Here is a 19,303-nt window from a genome sequence, read left to right as displayed (position 1 = left end):
CGCACCATAGCCAGAACGGAAAACGGATCTGCTAGGCTGCGCCGAACCCACGGAGGGCGCATGTCCAGCTACAGCCAGTTTTCGCTGCTGAAACAACGGCGGTTCCTGCCTTATTTCACCGTCCAGTCGCTGGGCGCCTTCAACGACAACGTCTACCGGCAGGCCATCATCGGGCTGCTGATCTTCCTGGGCGCCAGCACCGAGGAACGCTCGCTGTACGCGATGCTGGCGCCTGCGATCTTCATCCTGCCGTACTTCCTGTTTTCGGCCATTGCCGGCCAGATTGCCGAGAAGCTGGAAAAGCAGCGGCTGATCGTCATCACCACGGCAATGGAAATCGCCATCATGTCGCTGGCGGCGGTCGGCTTCCTGCTGCAGAACATGCCGGTGCTGCTGATCGCGCTGTTCTGCACCGGCGTGCAGTCCACGCTGTTCGGCCCGGTGAAATACTCGGTACTGCCCTCCATCCTCAAACCCGAGGAGCTCACCGGCGGCAACGGCCTGGTCGAGATGGGCACATCGATTTCCATCCTGTGCGGCATGATCGCCGGCGGCATGATCTTCCAGATCGCCGGCCAGCACGGCCCGCAGACGGCCGCCATCGCCATCGTGCTGCTGGCCGTGGCCGGCAACCTGATGGCGCGGCTGATTCCGCGCATGGAAGCCGGCGCGCCGGAACTGAAAATCCGCTGGAATCCGCTGCCCGAATCGCTGGCGGTGCTGCGCATGGCCAAGCGCCAGCTGGCGGTGCGCAACGCCATCCTGGGCGTGTCGTGGTTCTGGTTCTTCGGCACGCTGCTGACCTCGCAGCTGCCGGCCTATGCCGAACTGCACCTGGGCGGGCTGTCCGATTCGGCCGCGCTGTACGTGTTCGCGCTGGCGCTGTTCTCGGTCGGCACCGGCGTTGGCTCGCTGCTGTGCGAAAAGCTGTCGGCGCGCACGGTCGAAATCGGCCTGGTGCCGATGGGCGCCTTCGGCATGAGCGCATTCCTGCTGGACCTGTACTTCGCCCGGCCCGGCCTGGCGCCGGTAGGCGGGCTGGAGCTGGCCGCGTTCCTGCAGCAGCCCGGCAGCATCCGCCTGATCGTCGACCTGCTGGGCATCGGCCTGTTCACCGGCATCTTCGTGGTGCCGCTGTTCGCGTTGATCCAGAGCCGCAGCCCGAATTCGGAGATGTCGCGCGTGTTCGCCGCGCTCAACATCCAGAACTCCGGCTTCATCGTGCTGGCGGCCATCGTCGGCATCGCGCTGCAGCGCGGGCTGGGCTGGACGATTCCGCAGGTGTTGCTGGCGTTGGCCATCGCCAATGCCGTCGTCGCGCTGTACATCTTCACCATCGTGCCCGAATTCCTGATGCGCTTTCTCAGCTGGCTGCTGGTGCGCACGCTGTACCGGCTGCGCCTGCACGGCATCGAGAAGAACGTGCCGGATGAAGGGCCCGCGCTGCTGGTGTGCAACCACGTCAGCTACATGGACGCGCTGATCCTGGCGGCCAGCATTCCTCGGCCGGTGCGCTTTGTCATGTACTACAAGATCTTCAACATCCCGGTGATGAGCTGGATCTTCCGTACCGCCAAGGCCATCCCGATTGCCGGCGCCCGCGAAAACCCGGAGCTGATGCAGCGCGCCTTCGATGAGATCGACGCGGCGCTGGCCAATGGCGAGATCGTCGGCATCTTCCCGGAAGGCGCATTGACCCGGGACGGCGCCATCGCACCGTTCAAGTCCGGGGTCGAGAAGATCCTCGAGCGCCGCCCGGTGCCGGTGGTGCCGATGGCGCTGCGCGGCATGTGGGCCAGCATGTGGAGCCGCCGCAGCGCGCGCGCCGAAGGCGGCCGCCTGGATCGCATGCGGGTACCGCGGCGCTTCCGCGCGCTGGTGGAAGTGGCCGCCGCCGAGCCGGTCGACGGCGCCGGCGCAACCGCGGAGCAACTGGAAGCCAGCGTGCGCGAATTGCGCGGCGATGCGGCCTGACGCTTTGCCTGCGCGGCGGCGTCGGTTAGGCTAACGGCTGGGGAAAGCCATCAACATATCCGTCCGGGGCCGCTCGCCGGCACCGGATCCGAACGCACCTGGATCATCGTCTTGAGCTCTGTACCGCCGCTGCCGCCGCAAGCCACTGCGCCCTATATCCCCAACCATCTGGTCTGGGCCATCCTGACCACGCTGTTCTGCTGTCTGCCGATGGGCATCGTTTCGATCGTCTACGCCGCCCAGGTCGACGGCAAGCGCGCGGCCGGCGATATCGCCGGCGCGCTGGAAACCTCGCGCAAGGCCAAGTTCTGGGCCGTCCTGTCGGCCTGCGTTGCCATCGTTCCGCTGACCTTGTACCTGATTTTCGCTTTCGTCGTTGGCGGCCTCAGCGTACTGGCCGGCTGAATGGCCAGCCACGCACCACCGCCTGGCGCGCGCCGGAGTACCAGGCGACTTATCGCCGGCGTCAACAGGCCCTAGACTACCCCCGCAACCCTTCCTCTCGTCATCACCACACGGAGTATCCCGATGAGCGCCACCCCTCCTTTTCCCGAAGCACAGGCACACGGCAGTATCCCCAACTATCTGGCGTGGTCGATCATTTCCACCGTGCTGGCCACCTGCCTGTGCTGCCCGCTTGGGCTGATCGGCATCGTCGCCATCGTGTTCTCCTCGCAGGTCAACAGCAAGCTCAACCAGGGCGACATCGAAGGCGCACGCCGTTCTTCGGCCAACGCCAAGATCTGGTGCTGGGTGGCGACCGCGCTGGCCATCATCGGCCTGCTGATCAACATCGTCATGTTCGCCACCGGCGGCATGGATGCTTACCTGCAGATGATGCAGCAGTACCAGTAAGCCGCAATGGCAGCTGCGATGCGTCCATGGCATATCGCAGCCCTGGCCGGGGCCGCAATCGCGGTCCCGGCCGGGGTCTGGCTGCTGCGCACCTACGATCCCAACGCCGCCGGCAGTCCGTTCCCGCCGTGCATGTTCCAGGCCTTTACCGGCTATTTCTGCATCGGCTGCGGGCTGACCCGCGCGCTGCACGCGCTGGTGCATGGCGATATCGCCGGCGCGTTTTCGATGAATCCGCTGGCCATGCTGATGCTGCCGGTCATGCCGTTGCTGGTAGCCGCCGCCTACGGCTGGCAACCGCGCTGGCTGCAACCGCTGATGCGGGTGGTCGGCGAACCGAAGTTCTGGCTGGTGGTGCTGCCGGCGTATTGGATTGCCAGAAACCTGCCGTGGTTTCCATTTACTTTGCTGGCACCGGGCTGATCCCAAAGCCGTGTCAGCGGCAAGTCCACCACGCGCTGCGGCGCGCTCTGTTGCATTGGCGCCCTCGTGCTGCAGTGGCGCGGTTTCCATTTACTTTGCTGGCACCGGGCTAACCGCGAAGCCGTATCGGCGGCAGGCTCCCCACGCGCTGCGGCGCGCTTTACCTCATTGGCGCCCTCCTGCTGCAGTGGCGCGGTTTCCATTTACTCTGCTGGCACCGGGCTGATAGAACAGCAGCCGTGTCAGCGGCAAGTCCACCACGCGCTGCGGCGCGCTTCCAAGAACCTGTTCGCGCTCTCCGGCGGCACGCAAGCGGCTACCTTGTGGGAGCGACGTAAGTCGCGATGTGATGCTTCCATCGCGACTTACGTCGCTCCCACAAGGATTCTGTTCGTGCTTTGCATCGTGTTTTGTAGAGCCGATTTGGGCCGGTTGGCCGCTGCTTCGCCCTGCGGCGCGCGGTTGCGAGATCGTGAACACCTTCGTAGTGGCGCGGCTCCCCACGCGCTGCGCAGCAGCTTCCTTTCGCGAAGCGGAGGTCAGCTGACCCAGCCGGCAATCACGAACAGCGCCATCAGCGCCATCCACAACAGCAGGATGCGCCAGACCAGGCTCATCGCATCGCGCAGTTCGGGCAATTCGCGCAGTGTCTGCACCATGCCTTCGCCGGCATATTCCTCGGCTTCCTCATCCAGCTCGCAACGCACGCTGGCGCGCGCCGCGTTGCCCAGAAACCCCGTTTCCAGCTGCCAGGTATTGCCGCCCGCCTGGCGCCAGGCATTGAATACGGTGTCGAAGTTGCCCACCAGCGCCATCGCCAGCGTCATCAGTTGGGCAACCGGCCATTCCAGCACGGCCAGCAACCGGCGCGCCCCCGCCAGCGTTCCCACCGGCAGCAGCATCGAAAACCGGTCTTCGCCGGCCAGCGCGGCCAGGCGATACGCCAACGCGCCCACCGGACCCAGCAGCAGGAACCAGAACAGCACGCCAAACCAGCGCCGCAGCGCATTCTGGAAGACCGCCTCGACCAGCGCCGGGCCGTCGGCGGCGGCCGTATCGGCCTGCGGCCATAGCCGGGCAATGGCTTCCCGGCGCGCCTGCGGCTCGTGCGCATCGATGATGGCTTCGACGTCCACGTCCAGATCGCGCGGGCCCCAGCTATAGACCAGTACCAGGATGCCGAACAGCAGGCCGGGGATGCCGAACAACGGTTCCCGCAACAGCCACTGCAGCAGCGCTACCGCCAGCAGCGGCGGCAGCAATGCCAGCGTGATGCCGTAAGGGCCGCGCCAGAAGCTGCTTTCGGCAGCTTGTCCGTCCCACCAGCGCAGCCATTGCCCATACCAGTGGAACTGCCGGGCGGAGGTCACCAGCGCAGGCGCCACATGCCCCAGCACCAGCGCGACAACCACCGCAATCAGCGTAACGGACATGCGAACCCTCCCTGAACGGATTCTAGCCTGCGCTTGTTAAGGTGAGGTCTGAGCAGGCGATTCGGCGCCGCGACTGCCGACTGCACCGGCGTACCAATGTTCAATCAGCGAGCGCGCGATCGAAATGGCCGGCGACAGCAGGATGCCCTGGCCATCGTCGTGTTGGTCGCGGCGCAGCGCTGCGCCGATTTCTTCGGCGCTGAACCAGCGCGCGTCCTCCAGTTCCACGCCGTCCACCTGCGGCGGATCCGGCTCGGCCTGCGCGGTGAAGCCCAGCATCAACGCGCCAGGAAACGGCCACGGCTGCGCGGCCAGGTAGCGGCTGCTGCGCACGCGCACCCGGGTTTCTTCCAGCACCTCGCGGGCGACCGTCTGTTCCAGGGTCTCGCCAGGCTCGACAAAACCGGCCACGACCGAATAGCGCCGTGCCGGCCAGCCCGGCTGCCGGCCCAGCAGCAGGCGCTGGCCATCGCTGACGGCCACGATCACCGCCGGATCCACCCGCGGATACTGGTCGGCGCCGCAACCGCTGCAATGGCCCAGATAGCCGGCGCGGCGGAATTCGATGGCGCCGGCGCAGATGCCGCAGTAGCGCGTACGCGACTGCCAGTGCAGCAGCGCACGCGCCAGCGCGAACGCGCCGGACTCGAACGCCGGCCACGCCGCGGCCGCGCGCCGCAATCCCACGCGCTGCGGCGCGGTATAGGCCAGCGCATCGCCGGCCACGGCAAACCACGCCACGTCCTGTTTCAGGCCCAGGAAAATCGCCGCACCGGGGCCGCCCCCCAGTTCCGCCCCGCTCGGCGCCTGCAGCGAGCCGTCGGCGTCGGCATAGGCCTGACCCTCCTGGTCCAGCACCAGGATGCGCGCCTGCGGCCACATCGCCGCCAGCGCTGCCGCGTCGTCGCGCAGGTGATCGGCGCGATCCAGCGGGTCGCCGGCAAAGGCGAAACCGGACAACAAGACATCGGAAGGCGGCGAAGTCCCTGTCACGTCTGGCTGCGGCGGGTACGCGGTTAGATGCTGAAACTGCTGCCGCAGCCGCAGGTGGTCTTGGCGTTGGGATTGCGGATCACGAACTGCGCGCCCTGCAGGCTTTCGCTGTAGTCGACCTCGGCGCCCATCAGGTACTGCAGGCTCAGCGGATCCACCAGCAAGGTGACGCCATCGGTGTCCACCGCCAGATCGTCGTCGGCGCGGTTCTCGTCGAACTCGAACCCGTACTGGAAGCCCGAGCAACCGCCGCCCTGGATATAGACGCGCAGCGCCAGCGCCGCGTTGCCTTCTTCCTGAATCAACTCGCGCACCTTGGCCGCAGCCGAAGCGCTGAAGTCGAGCGGACGATCGATCGACTGGTAGTCCGGCGCAGCGCGGCCGGCGGGAAGGGGAACGACAGTAGTCATGCGCATCAGGATGAGGGCAGCGGGCGGTTACTTCAAGCCGGAGGCGTCGCCGGCGCCTTCCTTGGCGGCCGCGGCGGCCCAGCTGAAGGACTGCTCCACCGCCGGCCCGTTCTGCGGCACCAGCCGCGCGATGACCCGGACCGGCTGGAAATCCGCCGGCAGCACCAGATCGCCTTCGACCTGCTGGAAATACTTGAACGAATAGCTCACGCCGGGAGCGTCGTCCTGCTGGCGCAGATCCGACCAGGCCAGTTTTTGCAGCTTGCCGGCGCGGGTGCCCTCGACCGATACCAGCAGGCGGCCGGCGTTGATGGCGCCGCGGTTGAGGTTCTGGGTCAGGGTTGCGGTGAAGTGCCAGGCCTGCTCGGTCTGCGGCTGCAGCTTCAGCTCGTGCACGGTCAGGCCGCGGCGCTGCGCGGTGGCGCCGACAAAGCGCTCGTAGAACGCCACATCGGCGCGCAGGCCGGCGATTTCCTCATCGCGCTCGGCCAATGCGCCCTGCAGATCGCGGTTGGCATCGCGGCTGATCTGGTCCGAACGCGCCAGCGTGGCGGCGCGCTGCTCCAGCGCGTCGATCTGCTCCTGCTGGGCCCGGAACTGGGCCGGACTGGGGGCGTCGCCCGAGGCGGCCAGCACCTGCCACAGGCCCCAGCCGCCGAACAGCAATGCCGCCAACAGCACCGCCCCGATTCCATACAGCCATAGCCGGCCGGCGCTGGTGACGGTCGCGGGGGTGGCCTGATCGCTCATGGCCCATCCTAGCCCGGCCCGGCTGTGGGGGCTCTGAACGGTGGCTGCGCCCCGGAATGGGTTCTCAGGCTTCAGCCAGCGCCGGCGTTTCCTGGAAGGCCGCCGGGCCTGCCGCCGTTGCCTCTGCATCGGCATGCACCAGCCGGCCGGTCAACTGCGCGCCGGCGCTCATCTCGACCACCTGGTAGTGCAGATTGCCGTGGACGCGGGCCTTGGCCGCCAGCTCGATGCGGTCCCTGGCATAGACATCGCCGGTCATGCGGCCGTTGATGATCACCACCGGCGCGCTGATTTCGCCTTCGATGCTGCCCTGTTCGGCCAGCGTCAGCACCGCCTTCTCGCCGTCCTGCGCGACCACCTTGCCCAGGATGTGGCCTTCCACGTACAGCCCGCCGCTGAAGGAGATGTCGCCGCGGATGATCACCTGGGGACCTATCAAGGTGTCGATGGACTGCCCGTCGGGACGGGTGGGCTTGGGTTTGAACATGGTTATTTTCCTCCGGCTGAGGTGGCGAGTTTCCAATCGAAAGCCTGTTCCACAGCCACATCTTCGCCCCGAAGCTGGACCTTGACGCGCTGTGGGGTGAAGTCGGCCGGCAGCATCACATTGCCGTCCAGTTGCTGGAAGTAGCGGAACGAATAGTCCTGCCCGCTGGCGCGCGGGGTCTGCCGCAATTCGTCCCAGCCCACCGTGGCCAGCTTGCCGGCGCGCACGCCCTCGACCGAAAAGCGCATCTGGCCCTGGCTGATGGCGCCGCGGTTGAGGGTCTGGGTCAGCATGATCTGGTACTGCCAGGTGCCGCCGGGTTCGATGGCGAACTCGGCCAGGTGCACGCTCAGCCCCTTGCGCTGGCCGGTGGCGCCGACCAGGCGTTCGTAGAAGGCGACATCGGCGCGCAGGCCGGCGATCTCTTCGTCGCGTTCGGCCAGGCTGGCCTGGATTTCGCTGTTGGCCGTGCGGCTGATGCGCTCGGAGACGGCCAGGGTGGCCTCGCGCTGGCTCAGCTCGCGCACCTGCGCGCGTTGCTCGTCCAACTGCCGGGTGCTCATCTGCAGGCGCTGCCTGACCGACGCCAGCTCCGGCGCAGCGCGCCAGGTCGCCAGGCTCCATGCGGCAGCGATGGTGGCGACCCAGGCCAGGGCAAGCACGGTCGGCAGCCGCCAGCGCCGGCCACGGGGCTGGCGCAGGACAATCTGATAGCGGGAGGGCGGATGGGCAGGCATACGTCGAACGCCGCCGGACGCAGCCGGCAGCCGGATTTGGCGCCTATACTCGTGGGTTCAACAGAGCCGTTGAGTCTATAGGGAATCGCCGGCATGTCCGAAGCACATCTTTTCGTAATTGGGATACTGTTGGCATGGATGGCAGGCATCCGTGTCTACCTGACCGTGTTCGGAATCGGCCTGGCCGGCGCGCTGGGCTGGCTGGAGCTGCCGCCGGCGCTGCAGGCCACCCAGAGCTGGTGGGTGCTGGGCACTTCCGGGGCGCTGGCGCTGACCGAGTTCTTCGCCGACAAGATTCCGGGCGTGGACTCGGCCTGGGACCTGCTACAGACCCTGGCGCGGGTGCCGGCCGGCGCCTTCCTGGCCGCGGCCACGTTGTCGCCGGACGGCGAGCTGGGCGCTGGCGTGCTGGCGACCGGCGCCGGCGTGGCGCTGACCAGCCACCTGCTGAAAAGCGGCTCGCGCGCGCTGCTGAACGCATCGCCGGAGCCTGTCAGCAACTGGGGAGCCTCCCTGACCGAAGACACGCTGGTGCTGGGCGGGTTGGCGTTGGCCTTTTCCTACCCCTGGATCGCGTTGGTGATCGTTGTGGGGGTTTCCGTGTCGTTGGCGCTGCTGGTCTGGTGGGCCTGGCGCAGCCTGTCGCGCGGGTTGAATCGCCTGCTGCAGCCGTCCCCCGGGGATTCTTCCGCCGCCGCCCGCCGTTCCACCCTGCCGCATTGATGCCAATGAAACTTCGCATACAAATCCGTGAACTTCATCGCATAATAGGACCCAAGCTTGGGGAAGCCGCCTGATGTCCGCAATCGATTCCGCGTCACGTCCGCAGGATGAAGCTCCGCGGCAGCGGCTGCGCGCCGAAACGCCGCCGGCCCGTTACTGGCGCCGTTGGGTAGGCGACGCCGCGCTGGTTGACGAGCCGCCTGCTGCGCCGGCGGTTGCCGTCGCTGCGTCCGTGCCCGTGGCCGTATCCGTCCCTGTGCCGGAAGTGCCGGAACCGGCCGCCGCCAGCGACCGACCGGCTACCGCGGACATTGCGACCGCCGTCGCAAAGCCGCAACGGGCGGCGGCCTCCCGCAAGAGCCCAGCCGTTCCGCCGCCCCAATCGGCTCCCGCGCCTGCCAGCGCCCCTTCCCGGGCCGACGGCGGCGGCGGCGAAAAGCCGGACGATCAGACCCCCTACCGCATCCTGGTGGTCGAAGACGACCGCGGCCAGGCGCTATTCGCGCAAAGCGTGCTGCATGGCGCCGGCATGCAGGCCGAAGTGCAGATGCAGTCCGATGGCGTGGTCGCGGCCATCCAGCGCTTCAAGCCGGACCTGGTGCTGATGGACCTGCATATGCCGGGCCAGGACGGCATGACCCTGACCATGCAGATCCGGCAATTGCCCGAATACCTGCATCTGCCGATCGTGTTCCTGACCGGCGACCCCGATCCGGAGCGCCAGTTCGAGGTGCTGGAAAGCGGCGCGGACGATTTCCTCAACAAGCCCATCCGCCCGCGCCATCTGATCGCCGCGGTCTCCAATCGCATCCAGCGCGCCCGCCAGCGCGTGCTGCCCACCGTGCCGCGTGCGCAGGCATTCAACAGCGACACCGGCCTGCCCACCCGCATCGCCGTGCTCAACCAGCTTTCCGAGGCGCTGCAACAGAAAGCCGGCGGCGGCCTGTTCTTCATCGAAATCGCCAGCGCGCTGAGCCTGCGCGAACGCTTCGGCTACGCCAGTTTCGAACAGCTGATCAACCAGGCCGGCCGCCAGCTGGCGCAGAGCGCCGCGCCATACCCGCTGGCGCGGTTGAACGACAACAGCTTCCTGATGCTGGCCCGCGACATGGATGAGGCCACCCTGGAAGAGCACGCCCAGCGCTTGCGCGAGGGGCTGATCCAGCACCCGTTCCAGGTCCGCGATCACGAACCGCTCAACCTGCGCGGGGCGATTGGCTATACCGCGCTGTCGCACGGTTTCCCCGACACCGGCAGCGCTCTGGAGGCCACCGAGCGCGCGGTGCTGCAGGCGCGCCTGAAACCCAGCAACCTGGCCGCCTTCGCGCCGGCGCAGCCGAGCGAGGACGCGCCGCGCATCTCGCTGGAGGACGGCCAGTTCGAGCTGGCCTACCAGCCCATCGTGGCGGTGGCCGGCAGCGGCCAGGCGCAGTACCAGGTGCTGCTGCGCATGCGCCAGCAGGACGGTTCGCTGCTGCCCGCCTCGCAGGTGATTCCGGCCGCCGAAACCGCCGGCGGCATCGCCCAGATCGATCACTGGGTGCTGGAGCACGCGTTGTTCCTGCTGGCCGAACGGCAGGCGCAGGGGCCGTCGATACGCTTGTTCGTCTCGCAATCGCCGCGCACGCTGGCGCGCGAATCGCATGCGCAGTGGCTGCTGGAAGCGCTGGCCGAACGCGGCATCGAAGGCACCTCGCTGGTGATCGATCTGCGCCTGGCCGATGCGCTGATCCACAGCGTTACCCTGCGCCAGTTCTGCCAGCGGCTGATGCCGGCCGGGGTGCAGTTCTGCCTCAGCCAGTTCGAACCGGGCCCGGAAGCCGACGCGCTGCTGACCCAGTTGCCGCTGGGTTACCTGCGGGTGGCCAGCCGCTACGCCAGCGCCCATAGCGATCTGGCGCTGCGCGATCAGCTGCGCGGGATCATCGACCGGGCGCACAACGCCGGCCTGCAGGTCATCGGCCAGCAAATCGAGGATCCGCAGGCGGCGGCGGCCATGTGGATGGGCGGCATCGACTTCATCCAGGGCAACCTGGTCCAGGCGGTCGGCAGCGAACTCGGCTTCGATTTCCACAACGCGGTGCTTTGATGCCGGTACCCAAGCGTGCGCCGGTGACGCCCTGGCTGGCGACAGCGACGGCGCTGGTCACCTTGACCGCACTGGCGCTGTCGATGGCCGGCGTGGCCGGTCCGTGGGCGACGGTCGCCATCGCCGCCGCTGCCGCGGCGTTGCTGCTGGCGGCAATCGCGGCCTGGCAGGCGGGCGCGCTGTCGCAGCGCCTGGCCGGCAGCCAGACGCGTGCGGCGATGGCCGAATCCGAACGCGACGGTTTGCAACGGGAGTTGCAGCGGCACAGCCAGCTCGAGCGGGAACTGATGCTGGCCAAGCAGGCGGCCGAATCGGCGGCAATGGCCAAGGGCGAATTCCTGGCCACGATGAGCCACGAGATCCGCACCCCGCTCAACGGCATCGTGCCGATGCTGGACATGCTCTCGCGTGCGCCGCTGGCGCCGGACCAGCGCGAGATGCTCAACACCGCCAGCGCCTCGTCGCTGCAGCTGCTGCGCATCGTCGACGACATCCTGGACTATTCCAAGCTGGAAGCGAACAAGCTGGAGCTGGAAATCACCGGCTTCAACCTGCGCGAACTGCTCGACGGCGTGCTGCAGCTGATGCATCGGCCGGCCGAGAACAAGGGCCTGCGGCTGAGCCTGCAACTGGACCCGGCGGTGCGGTTGCCGGTGCGCGGCGACCCGGTGCGCTTGCGGCAGGTGCTGAGCAATCTGATCGGCAATGCGATCAAGTTCACCGAGCGCGGTTCGATCACCGTGGTGGTGCGGCGGCTGGGCGAGACCCCGGCCCAGCACCTGCTGCGTTTCGAGGTCCGCGACACCGGCATCGGCATCGACGAACAGGCGCAGGCGCGGCTGTTCCGCTCCTTCACCCAGGCCGATGCGTCGACCACGCGCCTGTACGGCGGCACCGGGCTGGGCCTTGCCATCTGCAAGCGCATCGTCGATCTGATGGGCGGGCGCATCGATGTGGTGTCGGAAACCGACCGCGGGGCGACGTTCTGGTTCGAAGTGCCGCTGCTCAAGGTCATTGGCGATCTGCGCAACAACGGCCATACCCGCGATTATGGCCGCGTGCTGCTGGTCACCCCCGACAGCCGCCTGCGCCAGCGGCTGTCGATGCTGCTTTCCAACTGGGGCCTGCAGCTGACCGCGGTGGAAACCACCCAGGAGGCGCTGGACCGCCTGCGGACCGCCAGCGAACAGGGCCGCGCCGATTACGCGGCGGTGCTGGCCGATGCCAGCGGCATCCGCAGCACCGCGCTCGCGCTGCACCGGGCCATGGCCCGGCGCCCGGATCCCGGCGCCACCCGCCTGGTATGGCTGTATGGCGATGACACTATTCCGACCGAACTGCATGCCGGCAGCACCCTGTTGTCGCGGCAGTCGCCGGATGCGGATCTGCGCGCCGCCCTGCTCGGCAGCCTGGCCGACGACAAGCCCGCCGGCGCGGACCCGACCGAACTGATCGAACTGTTTCATCCCCCCGAAACGGTGCCGCCTTCTGCTGTCCCCCAACCGCCTGCACCGGCGACCGCCACCCCGACCTCCTTACCACCTGCCAATGAAGGCAACGCGATGAACGCGACTGCGGAAAGTTCCCCCGAGGTCAGGCTGCTGCTGGTCGAAGACAATCCGGTCAATCTGCTGGTCGCGCAGAAACTGCTGGGCGCGCTGGGTTTCGACTGCGAAACCGAGGTCAATGGCGATCTCGCCTACAAGCGGCTGTGCGCCGAAACCTTCGACCTGGTGTTCATGGACTGCCAGATGCCGGTGCTGGACGGGTACGCCGCCACGCGCCGCTGGCGCGAACGCGAAGCCGAGCTGACGCCCGGACGGCGGCTGCCGATCGTGGCGATGACCGCCAACGCGATGGCCGGCGACCGCCAGCGCTGCCTGGATGCGGGCATGGACGACTACCTGGCCAAGCCGGTTTCGCGAGAGCAGTTGGAAGGCTGCCTGCACCGCTGGCTGCCGGACAAGCTGCGCCTGGTCCTGCGCAATGCGCCGGCCGCGCCGGCGGCGGCGGAGCCGGAAACTCCGCCCGCGCCGTCACCGCTGAGCCGCGCGCCGGCCGCGCCCGCCTTCCCGGTGCTGGATCAGAGCATGCTGGAGGAACTGCGGGAAATCGCCGGCGACGAAACCACCCGCATCATCGCGCTGTTCCTGGAAGACGCGCCGCGGCTGATCGCGTTGCTGGAAAAAAGCGCCGCGGTTCCCGACCTGGACGCCATGCGCGATGCCGCGCATACGCTGAAATCCTCCAGCGCCAATGTCGGCGCGATGGCGCTGTCGGCGGCCGCCAAGCGGGTCGAACTGGGCGCCCGCGCCAACAAGCTGGACCGCCCGGCGGTTGCGGTCGCGCTGGTGATCGCCGAATACGCGCGCGCGCGCCTGGCGCTGCAAGGCTATGCCTCGCAGCAGCTGGGGCAGCCGCTGGCCGCGTTCGCGGCGGCTCAGTCTTCCAGTTTCGTCAACAGGTAGTTCGGTTCGCCGATACGGTCGATCAGCGACAGCTGGGTTTCCAGCCAGTCGATGTGCTCTTCTTCCGAATCCAGGATGTCGGCGAACAGCTGGCGGCTGACATAGTCGCTGACGCCTTCGCAGTACTGGATCGCCTCGCGCAGCAGCGGCACGCCTTCCATCTCCAACGCCAGATCGCATTCCAGCAGCTCGCGCGGGTTTTCGCCGATGCGCAACTTGCCCAGGGTCTGGAAGTTGGGCAGGCCGTCCAGGAACAGGATCCGCTCGGACAGCTTGTCCGCGTGCTTCATCTCGTCGATCGATTCCTTGTACTCATGTTCGGCCAGTTCCTTCAGGCCCCAGTTCTTCAGCATCTTGGCGTGCAGGAAGTACTGGTTGATCGCGGTCAGCTCGTTGTAGAGCGCCTTGTTCAGGAATTCGATGACTTTGGCGTCGCCTTTCATGGCCATGTTCCGGGTTGCGGGGGACGGCGGCAGGTTAACCCCTTCGCCTGCCACATGGCGTAACGCGAATCGTGTTCACTTCGTGGCGCTCGCGTCGGCGCGCGCCGCTTCGCCCGCGGCAATGCGGCGCGCGGAAGGCTCAGGCGGCCTGGGACAGGTTCAGGATGGGGAAACGGTTGCCGCTATCGCCCTGGGACGGTTCCAGCAGCGCCGCCGCAGTGTCCAGGCAGGTGCCGCAGTTGGCGCCGCAACCGGTACGCATGGTCAGTTCCGCCACGCTGCGGCAGCCGCTGGCGGCGGCCTCGCGGATCTGGCGTTCGGTGACTCCGTTGCAGATGCAGACGTACACGGTGGCGGGAGCGGGCGGCAGGCCGGGTTGGCCTGGGGGCTATTCCATCGCGAATGCGAATGATTGTCAATTGTTGCCGGCTTCGGTGCCCTGGCCGCGTTTACGCGGCGGCCGGTTTCGCGGCCGCGGGCGGCCCCGGGACGGTTCGCCCAGCCGCAGGTCCGGCAACGCCTGCGGGACGGCCTGGTTACCGGCCACGCCACGGGCGAACGGGGCCAGGTGGTTCAGCGCCCGCGCATAGACATGGCGCTTGAAAACGACCACATGCTCCAGCGGGTACCAGAAATCCACCCAGCGCCAGTGGTCGAATTCGGGGGTTTCGGTGGCGTCCAGGCGCAGATGGGCCTCATCGCCGACCAGCCGCAGCAGGAACCAGACCTGCTTCTGGCCGATGCAGACATGGCGCTCGTTGCGGCGGATGGCGCGGTGCGGCAGCCGATAGCGCAGCCAGCCGGGAGTGGCGCCAAGCACTTCGACGTGCTCGGGCAACAGACCGGTTTCTTCACGCAACTCGCGGTACATGGCCTCGACCGGCGTCTCATCGGTGTTCATGCCGCCCTGGGGGAACTGCCAGCCGTCCCGGCGCACCCGGCGCGCCCAGAACACCCGGCCATCCGGACGCATCAACACGATGCCCACGTTAGGTCGGTAGCCGTCCGGATCGATCACGATGCGGACTCCTGAAAATCTACTGTCCCGGACTGTGCCACGGCCGCGACCGGCCCACAAGCGCGCACTCAAGGATTGACAGGCGGCCGAAGGGAAGGAAAAATACGCGGTTCCATTTGCGGCTATGTAGCTCAGCCGGTTAGAGCACAGCACTCATAATGCTGGGGTCGGTGGTTCGAGTCCACCCATAGCCACCATGATTCCCTTGGGAATCAATGTTGTAGAGAAAACCGCCCGCGTGGCGGTTTTTTTGTGGGTGCTTGTTGGAGCGAGCTGGCTGGTTGGGAGCCGGCTTTATGGCGGCTTACGAGCGAGGGCCTTCGTCGTAGCAAAGCAGCGACTGTGAACCTTCGCTACGCTGAAGCTTCCAGCTGAACTGGTCGCTTCCCGGCATCAAAGCGAAGCCGTTAAGCTGAATGGCGACAGGAAAGGTCCCTACTTCCTTGCCAAGAACCATCAAGACCAGTTCCGTGGTGGCAAAAAAATCTCCGCAGCCCCCATCAAATTCGCGTTGCGGGTCGAACTGCATCGATTGCAGCCCAATCTCGACTCGATCCCCTCGTAGAATCGAGTAAACCGTATCTATCTCGTCAAGCTCTTGATCCGACAACTCATACGAGGCGGGAAGCTGGAAGCCTGACGCGCAGAACTTTGCGATTGCGTGCAGTTTCGACAGATATGCCAAATGACCAAAGACCGGGAACATCTGCGAGATCTCGGATTCACCGAGAACTTTAGGTACTCGTGCTACCTGAAAGTCGAAGCAAAGCCATACCGACCGCTTTACAGTAGCTTGCTCAAACCACTCCGCGAAGCCGGTGAGCGCTGAAAGGCTGGCGAGGACCACTGGAAAGGTATCCAGAGGTGTTAAATGGACAGACTGATGTTCGCCTTTGTTCCACCCTCGCTGGGATCAAATTCGGCCCGCAAGCTCAGTGGTAGCTGCTCGCCGTCGCTGAGCACCGCAAGCCCTTTGGCGCCTCGGTAAAGCTTTGAGTTGATCCGAACCGACGGCGCCGTAAGACTGTATCTGTCCCCCGGAATCAGGGTTACCTGCACTGCTTCGTTACGGAGAGGCCGCATGGAAATGCGGCCGGTCAACCCGCGCCCTGTTCCGATCTCATCGAACAGAGGCGATCCCGTCATTCGGAACTCGGCAGCGTCAAACTCAACCGGCACGCCGTAATTGATAGCGTCTCGCAAATTTTCGACGTTGGCCTTCTGCTGGACAGGCTGGATCACGAGCTCTGCCACAAATTCATCACTTGGCTTTGCCGCAGAAAACTTGTAGCTCTCCCGACCATTGACGTAGCCGACCCGCACCGTCAGTCTCTTATCAATGCTTGAAAGATGAGCAGCGCGTTCGCTGGCCACCATTGCGATGGCGCCCGCAAGATCATCGCGGAATACATTCAGACCGGGGCTGCCTACCACTGGCAGGCCCGATACGCCCAAGATCACTCTTGAAACCTTCCCGCGTGACCACTACGGCCGCGTTTTCGGCGCCATGGCCGGACAGTGCACGGTGGCCCGTCCGCGTGGGCGACCGCGTCCCATCCAGCGTGAGTGAACCTGGAACCTTCTAGGCCGCAAAAACGTTATCGCTCGCGCTGAACAATTCATTGGATATGACACGACGTGCCTGCCTATGCTTCGCCTTGAGGTTGAACCATGACAGCTCGTGACACAACGACAGCAGCCGGCAACGCGAAGCCCTGGAACGCCAGCTGGTGGCGTAGCGGAACCGCAAAAAAGGTGCCAGGGACAACTTCCCGAGGCTGCGCCGGGCAGGGTGGTCGCCGGCCGAGACTAATTGTCTTGACACCCCTTTTTGCTGCCGAATCCCTGTAGACATCAATGGTTGAAGTTATGCACAACTACAAATCCTCCTTTGCCGGGTTCAATTCACTCTGGTTTGCGTCATGCCTGGCATTGAGCACGCTCGCTCATGCGGCGGAACCCGCGACTCGCGCCAAACCTTTTGAATGGAAATCCGGCGAGCCCCTGATCAAGCCTCCCGCCGATGCCAAGGATATCCATGGTGTCAAAGACCCGACCATCGTCTACCACGACAACCGATACCATGTTTTCATGACCACGGCCGCGGTAACGGGCTGGGGCATGGCCTATACGAGCTTTGCCGATTGGGACGAAGCGCCGAAGGCGCCCCTGTTCATGCTCGACCAGTCCCCCATCGGGCCGGGTTACCGCGCAGCGCCGCAGGTTTTCTATTTCGCGCCGCAAAAGCTCTGGTATCTGATCTACCAAGGCGGCGACCCGTTGTATTCCACGACCAGGAACCTGGCCGATCCCGGCTCATGGACGGCGCCGCAGCCCTTCTACCCGACCATCCCGGAAAGCATCAAGGACGCCAAGGGCAAGGCGGCCTGGCTGGACTTCTGGAACATCTGCGACGACAAGAAGTGCCATCTGTTCTTCACCGACGACCACGGCAGCTTCTTCCGCGGTGAAACAACGGTGGAGCGCTTCCCCCATGGCTTCTCCGAGCCGGTTATCGTCATGAAGGAAAAGCGCGAGGACATGTTCGAGGCGAGCAACACCTACAAGATCACCGGCACCAACCAGTACTTGACGCTGATCGAAGCGATCGGGCCCAACGGCAGGTACTTCCGGGCCTGGACAGCCGATCGCCTGGACGGCAAGTGGCAACCCACTGCCGACGCCAGGATGAACATGTTCGCTGGCGCAGAAAACGTCAAGTTCAACGGCCGGATCTGGTCCGAAGGCGTATCCCATGGCGAACTGATCCGCGACGGCGTCGACCAGACGCTGAGCATCGACCCCTGCCAGCCGCTGAGATTCCTCTACCAGGGCTTGGACATGGAAAAAGACAAGAAGTACGAATACATCGAACTACCCTATCGGCTGGGTGTGATCAGCGCCACCGCGCCCAATGCCATCAGCGAGTTGTGCAAGAAATGAATGCAGAAAAGCCCTTGAGTGTAGTGAAGAGCAGCGTACTGGCGCTTGCAATGCTGGCGACCGCGCCAGTGTTCGCCGCCGTGACCATCGACATCGATCCGGCCAAGCCTGGTGCCGTCATCAACAAGAACGTCTATGGTCAGTTCGCCGAGCACCTGGGCACCGGCGTCTACGAAGGCATGTGGGTCGGCCCGAAGTCGAACATCCCCAACACCAGGGGCTGGCGTAATGACGTGGTCGGCGCGCTCAAGGAGTTGCATGTGCCGCTGGTGCGCTGGCCGGGCGGCTGCTTCGCCGACGTCTATCATTGGCGCGACGGCATTGGCCCTCAGGACAAGCGCCCGAGCAACGTCCACAGCAATGGCAGCGTAGAACAGATCAACGCCGTCGGCACGCACGAATTCTTCGACCTGATCGACATGCTGGGCGCCGACGCCTACGTCAACGGCAACGTCGGTACCGGCAGCGTGCAGGAGATGTCCGATTGGGTCGAGTACATGACTTCGGAGAGCGGTTCGCCGCTGGCCAGGCTGCGTGCGCAGAACGGGCGCGAAAAGCCGTTCAAAGTCGCCTACTTCGGTATCGGCAATGAGCTGTGGGGCTGCGGCGGCAACATGAAGCCCGACTACTACGCGAACCTGTACAGCAATTACGAAGCGTTCCTGCGGGCGCCCGCGCAGTCCAGACCGAAAATGATCGCCAGCGGCGGCAGTGGCTTCGACACCACGTGGACCGACGTCCTGAGCAAGGAACTGAAGGGTCGCACGATCGGCATCAGCGTCCATCAGTACACCATCGCAGGCGCCACTTGGGAGGACAAGGGCGCGGCCCTCGGCTTCAAGGAAGGCGAGTGGATCTCGATCCTTGCCAATACCTTGAAGATGGATCAGCTGATCAAAGATCACGTAGCGGTACTGGACAAGACCGATCCCGAGAAGAAGATCGGGATGATGATCGACGAGTGGGGCACCTGGTATGACGACGCCGACAAGGGCGCCAGAAGCGCGCTGTTCCAGCAGAACTCCCTGCGCGACGCGCTCGTGGCGGCGCTCAACTTCCACATCTTCCATGAGCACGCGGAGCGGGTGCCCCTGACCACCATCGCGCAGATGGTCAACGTCCTGCAGGCGATGATCCTGACCGACAAGGAGAAGATGGTCCTGACCCCGACCTACTACGCGTTCCAGATGTATGTGCCGTTCCAGGATGCCACGTCGCTGCCGCTGGCAATCAAGGACAATACCCGCTACACCCTGGGCGAAGTGACCATTCCGGGCGTGAGCGCTTCGGCGGCGCGCGCCAAGGACGGCAAGCTGTACCTGGCACTGGTCAACACCGATCCGCACAAGCCGGTCGATGTCGCCGTCAACGTCGCCGGCACGAAGGTCAAGGGCGCGGTCGGCCGCGTGCTGACCGCCGCCGCAATGGATGCGCACAACTCGTTCCAGAATCCGCAGGCCATCAAGCCGGCGGCGTTCAGCGCGCGCGCCGCAGGCGGCAAGCTGTCGATCAATGTGCCTGCCAAAGCCGTGATGGTGGTCGCTTTGAAGGAGTAGT

The 19,303-nt window shown here is 65.7% G+C and carries 20 protein-coding genes and 1 tRNA gene; 10 read left to right on the top strand and 11 right to left on the bottom strand.

Features of this window, described 5'->3' with window-relative positions:
• Positions 1 to 60: 60 nt before the first annotated feature.
• The 4 genes from CRO39_RS05275 to CRO39_RS05260 all read left to right on the top strand — a co-directional run bounded on the left by CRO39_RS05275 (position 61) and on the right by CRO39_RS05260 (position 3,252).
• Positions 61 to 1,974, top strand: a complete 1,914-nt coding sequence (locus tag CRO39_RS05275) for an MFS transporter (RefSeq protein WP_097120847.1) — start codon at positions 61 to 63, stop codon at positions 1,972 to 1,974.
• Positions 1,975 to 2,085: 111 nt separating this feature from the next.
• Positions 2,086 to 2,379 (top strand): CD225/dispanin family protein, encoded by a 294-nt coding sequence (locus CRO39_RS05270; protein WP_238394494.1) that lies wholly within the window; start codon positions 2,086 to 2,088, stop codon positions 2,377 to 2,379.
• Positions 2,380 to 2,502: 123 nt separating this feature from the next.
• Positions 2,503 to 2,829: a CD225/dispanin family protein gene (locus CRO39_RS05265; protein ID WP_097120846.1), complete on the top strand. Its 327-nt coding sequence runs from the start codon at positions 2,503 to 2,505 to the stop codon at positions 2,827 to 2,829.
• 18 nt (positions 2,830 to 2,847) lie between these two features.
• Positions 2,848 to 3,252: a DUF2752 domain-containing protein gene (locus CRO39_RS05260; protein WP_097120845.1), complete on the top strand. Its 405-nt coding sequence runs from the start codon at positions 2,848 to 2,850 to the stop codon at positions 3,250 to 3,252.
• 539 nt (positions 3,253 to 3,791) lie between these two features.
• Here the strand turns inward: CRO39_RS05260 and CRO39_RS05255 are convergent.
• From CRO39_RS05255 to CRO39_RS05230, 6 genes are all read right to left on the bottom strand, one after another.
• Positions 3,792 to 4,685 (bottom strand): cobalamin biosynthesis protein, encoded by an 894-nt coding sequence (locus CRO39_RS05255; protein ID WP_097120844.1) that lies wholly within the window; start codon positions 4,683 to 4,685, stop codon positions 3,792 to 3,794.
• Positions 4,686 to 4,721: 36 nt separating this feature from the next.
• Positions 4,722 to 5,645, bottom strand: coding sequence for an NAD(+) diphosphatase (gene nudC / locus CRO39_RS05250; protein WP_244904253.1), 924 nt, complete (start codon positions 5,643 to 5,645; stop codon positions 4,722 to 4,724).
• Between the two features lie 56 nt (positions 5,646 to 5,701).
• The gene (gene erpA, locus CRO39_RS05245; RefSeq protein ID WP_097121292.1) at positions 5,702 to 6,088 is read right to left on the bottom strand and encodes an iron-sulfur cluster insertion protein ErpA; all 387 of its coding nucleotides are present in this window, start codon (positions 6,086 to 6,088) and stop codon (positions 5,702 to 5,704) included.
• Positions 6,089 to 6,115: 27 nt separating this feature from the next.
• A complete protein-coding gene (locus CRO39_RS05240) occupies positions 6,116 to 6,838 on the bottom strand; it encodes a DUF6776 family protein (protein WP_097120843.1) in 723 nt (240 codons plus the stop codon).
• A gap of 64 nt (positions 6,839 to 6,902) precedes the next feature.
• Complete coding sequence (locus CRO39_RS05235) at positions 6,903 to 7,325, bottom strand: bactofilin family protein (RefSeq protein WP_097120842.1); 423 nt, start codon at positions 7,323 to 7,325, stop codon at positions 6,903 to 6,905.
• A 2-nt stretch (positions 7,326 to 7,327) separates the two neighbouring features.
• Entirely contained in the window at positions 7,328 to 8,062 is a 735-nt protein-coding gene (locus CRO39_RS05230) for a DUF6776 family protein (protein WP_097120841.1), read from the bottom strand.
• Between the two features lie 93 nt (positions 8,063 to 8,155).
• On the opposite strand from CRO39_RS05230, the gene CRO39_RS05225 reads away from it, so the two are divergent.
• The 3 genes from CRO39_RS05225 (at position 8,156) to CRO39_RS05215 (ending at position 13,342) form a co-directional block, all read left to right on the top strand.
• Positions 8,156 to 8,785: a DUF4126 domain-containing protein gene (locus tag CRO39_RS05225; RefSeq protein WP_097120840.1), complete on the top strand. Its 630-nt coding sequence runs from the start codon at positions 8,156 to 8,158 to the stop codon at positions 8,783 to 8,785.
• Between the two features lie 73 nt (positions 8,786 to 8,858).
• Positions 8,859 to 10,874: an EAL domain-containing protein gene (locus CRO39_RS05220; protein WP_097120839.1), complete on the top strand. Its 2,016-nt coding sequence runs from the start codon at positions 8,859 to 8,861 to the stop codon at positions 10,872 to 10,874.
• A complete protein-coding gene (locus tag CRO39_RS05215; RefSeq protein ID WP_097120838.1) occupies positions 10,874 to 13,342 on the top strand; it encodes a hybrid sensor histidine kinase/response regulator in 2,469 nt (822 codons plus the stop codon). Before CRO39_RS05220 ends, CRO39_RS05215 begins: the two co-directional genes overlap by 1 nt.
• On the opposite strand, the gene bfr is transcribed toward CRO39_RS05215, so the two are convergent.
• The 3 genes from bfr to CRO39_RS05200 form a co-directional block, all read right to left on the bottom strand.
• Positions 13,315 to 13,785: a bacterioferritin gene (bfr, locus tag CRO39_RS05210; protein WP_097121291.1), complete on the bottom strand. Its 471-nt coding sequence runs from the start codon at positions 13,783 to 13,785 to the stop codon at positions 13,315 to 13,317. The genes CRO39_RS05215 and bfr overlap by 28 nt on opposite strands.
• Before the next feature lie 139 nt (positions 13,786 to 13,924).
• Positions 13,925 to 14,134: a (2Fe-2S)-binding protein gene (locus tag CRO39_RS05205; RefSeq protein ID WP_097120837.1), complete on the bottom strand. Its 210-nt coding sequence runs from the start codon at positions 14,132 to 14,134 to the stop codon at positions 13,925 to 13,927.
• Positions 14,135 to 14,200: 66 nt separating this feature from the next.
• A complete protein-coding gene (locus CRO39_RS05200; RefSeq protein WP_097120836.1) occupies positions 14,201 to 14,803 on the bottom strand; it encodes an RNA pyrophosphohydrolase in 603 nt (200 codons plus the stop codon).
• Positions 14,804 to 14,923: 120 nt separating this feature from the next.
• Between CRO39_RS05200 and CRO39_RS05195 the strand changes: the two genes are divergently transcribed.
• Positions 14,924 to 15,000: transfer RNA gene (locus tag CRO39_RS05195), tRNA-Met, on the top strand.
• A 107-nt stretch (positions 15,001 to 15,107) separates the two neighbouring features.
• On the opposite strand, the gene CRO39_RS05190 is transcribed toward CRO39_RS05195, so the two are convergent.
• Together CRO39_RS05190 and CRO39_RS05185 are read right to left on the bottom strand one after the other, a co-directional pair.
• Positions 15,108 to 15,650 carry a hypothetical protein gene (locus CRO39_RS05190; RefSeq protein ID WP_097120835.1) on the bottom strand — a complete coding sequence of 181 codons (543 nt, stop codon included), beginning with the start codon at positions 15,648 to 15,650 and terminating at the stop codon, positions 15,108 to 15,110.
• Positions 15,651 to 15,670: 20 nt separating this feature from the next.
• Complete coding sequence (locus CRO39_RS05185) at positions 15,671 to 16,264, bottom strand: hypothetical protein (protein WP_141400720.1); 594 nt, start codon at positions 16,262 to 16,264, stop codon at positions 15,671 to 15,673.
• Positions 16,265 to 16,672: 408 nt separating this feature from the next.
• On the opposite strand from CRO39_RS05185, the gene CRO39_RS05180 reads away from it, so the two are divergent.
• Together CRO39_RS05180 and CRO39_RS05175 are read left to right on the top strand one after the other, a co-directional pair.
• Positions 16,673 to 17,746, top strand: a complete 1,074-nt coding sequence (locus tag CRO39_RS05180; protein WP_097120833.1) for a glycoside hydrolase family 62 protein — start codon at positions 16,673 to 16,675, stop codon at positions 17,744 to 17,746.
• A 23-nt stretch (positions 17,747 to 17,769) separates the two neighbouring features.
• On the top strand, positions 17,770 to 19,302 hold the full coding sequence (locus CRO39_RS05175; protein WP_238394505.1) for an alpha-N-arabinofuranosidase: 1,533 nt from the start codon (positions 17,770 to 17,772) through the stop codon (positions 19,300 to 19,302).
• Position 19,303: the final 1 nt, after the last annotated feature.

This window comes from Pseudoxanthomonas wuyuanensis (genome assembly GCF_900215535.1).
GTDB lineage: Bacteria > Pseudomonadota > Gammaproteobacteria > Xanthomonadales > Xanthomonadaceae > Pseudoxanthomonas_A > Pseudoxanthomonas_A wuyuanensis.
Note: the sequence above shows the minus strand (reverse complement) of the source record. Positions and strands in the feature narration are given on the sequence as shown.

Bases quoted from the DNA above. Each gene is read 5' to 3' on its own strand.
- CRO39_RS05275 (WP_097120847.1), top strand. From the start codon at position 61: ATGTCCAGCTACAGCCAGTTTTCGCTGCTGAAACAACGGCGGTTCCTG.
- CRO39_RS05265 (WP_097120846.1), top strand. From the start codon at position 2,503: ATGAGCGCCACCCCTCCTTTTCCCGAAGCACAGGCACACGGCAGTATC.
- CRO39_RS05260 (WP_097120845.1), top strand. From the start codon at position 2,848: ATGCGTCCATGGCATATCGCAGCCCTGGCCGGGGCCGCAATCGCGGTC.
- CRO39_RS05255 (WP_097120844.1), bottom strand. From the start codon at position 4,685: ATGTCCGTTACGCTGATTGCGGTGGTTGTCGCGCTGGTGCTGGGGCAT.
- erpA (WP_097121292.1), bottom strand. From the start codon at position 6,088: ATGACTACTGTCGTTCCCCTTCCCGCCGGCCGCGCTGCGCCGGACTAC.
- CRO39_RS05240 (WP_097120843.1), bottom strand. From the start codon at position 6,838: ATGAGCGATCAGGCCACCCCCGCGACCGTCACCAGCGCCGGCCGGCTA.
- CRO39_RS05235 (WP_097120842.1), bottom strand. From the start codon at position 7,325: ATGTTCAAACCCAAGCCCACCCGTCCCGACGGGCAGTCCATCGACACC.
- CRO39_RS05230 (WP_097120841.1), bottom strand. From the start codon at position 8,062: ATGCCTGCCCATCCGCCCTCCCGCTATCAGATTGTCCTGCGCCAGCCC.
- CRO39_RS05225 (WP_097120840.1), top strand. From the start codon at position 8,156: ATGTCCGAAGCACATCTTTTCGTAATTGGGATACTGTTGGCATGGATG.
- CRO39_RS05220 (WP_097120839.1), top strand. From the start codon at position 8,859: ATGTCCGCAATCGATTCCGCGTCACGTCCGCAGGATGAAGCTCCGCGG.
- CRO39_RS05215 (WP_097120838.1), top strand. From the start codon at position 10,874: ATGCCGGTACCCAAGCGTGCGCCGGTGACGCCCTGGCTGGCGACAGCG.
- bfr (WP_097121291.1), bottom strand. From the start codon at position 13,785: ATGAAAGGCGACGCCAAAGTCATCGAATTCCTGAACAAGGCGCTCTAC.
- CRO39_RS05180 (WP_097120833.1), top strand. From the start codon at position 16,673: ATGCACAACTACAAATCCTCCTTTGCCGGGTTCAATTCACTCTGGTTT.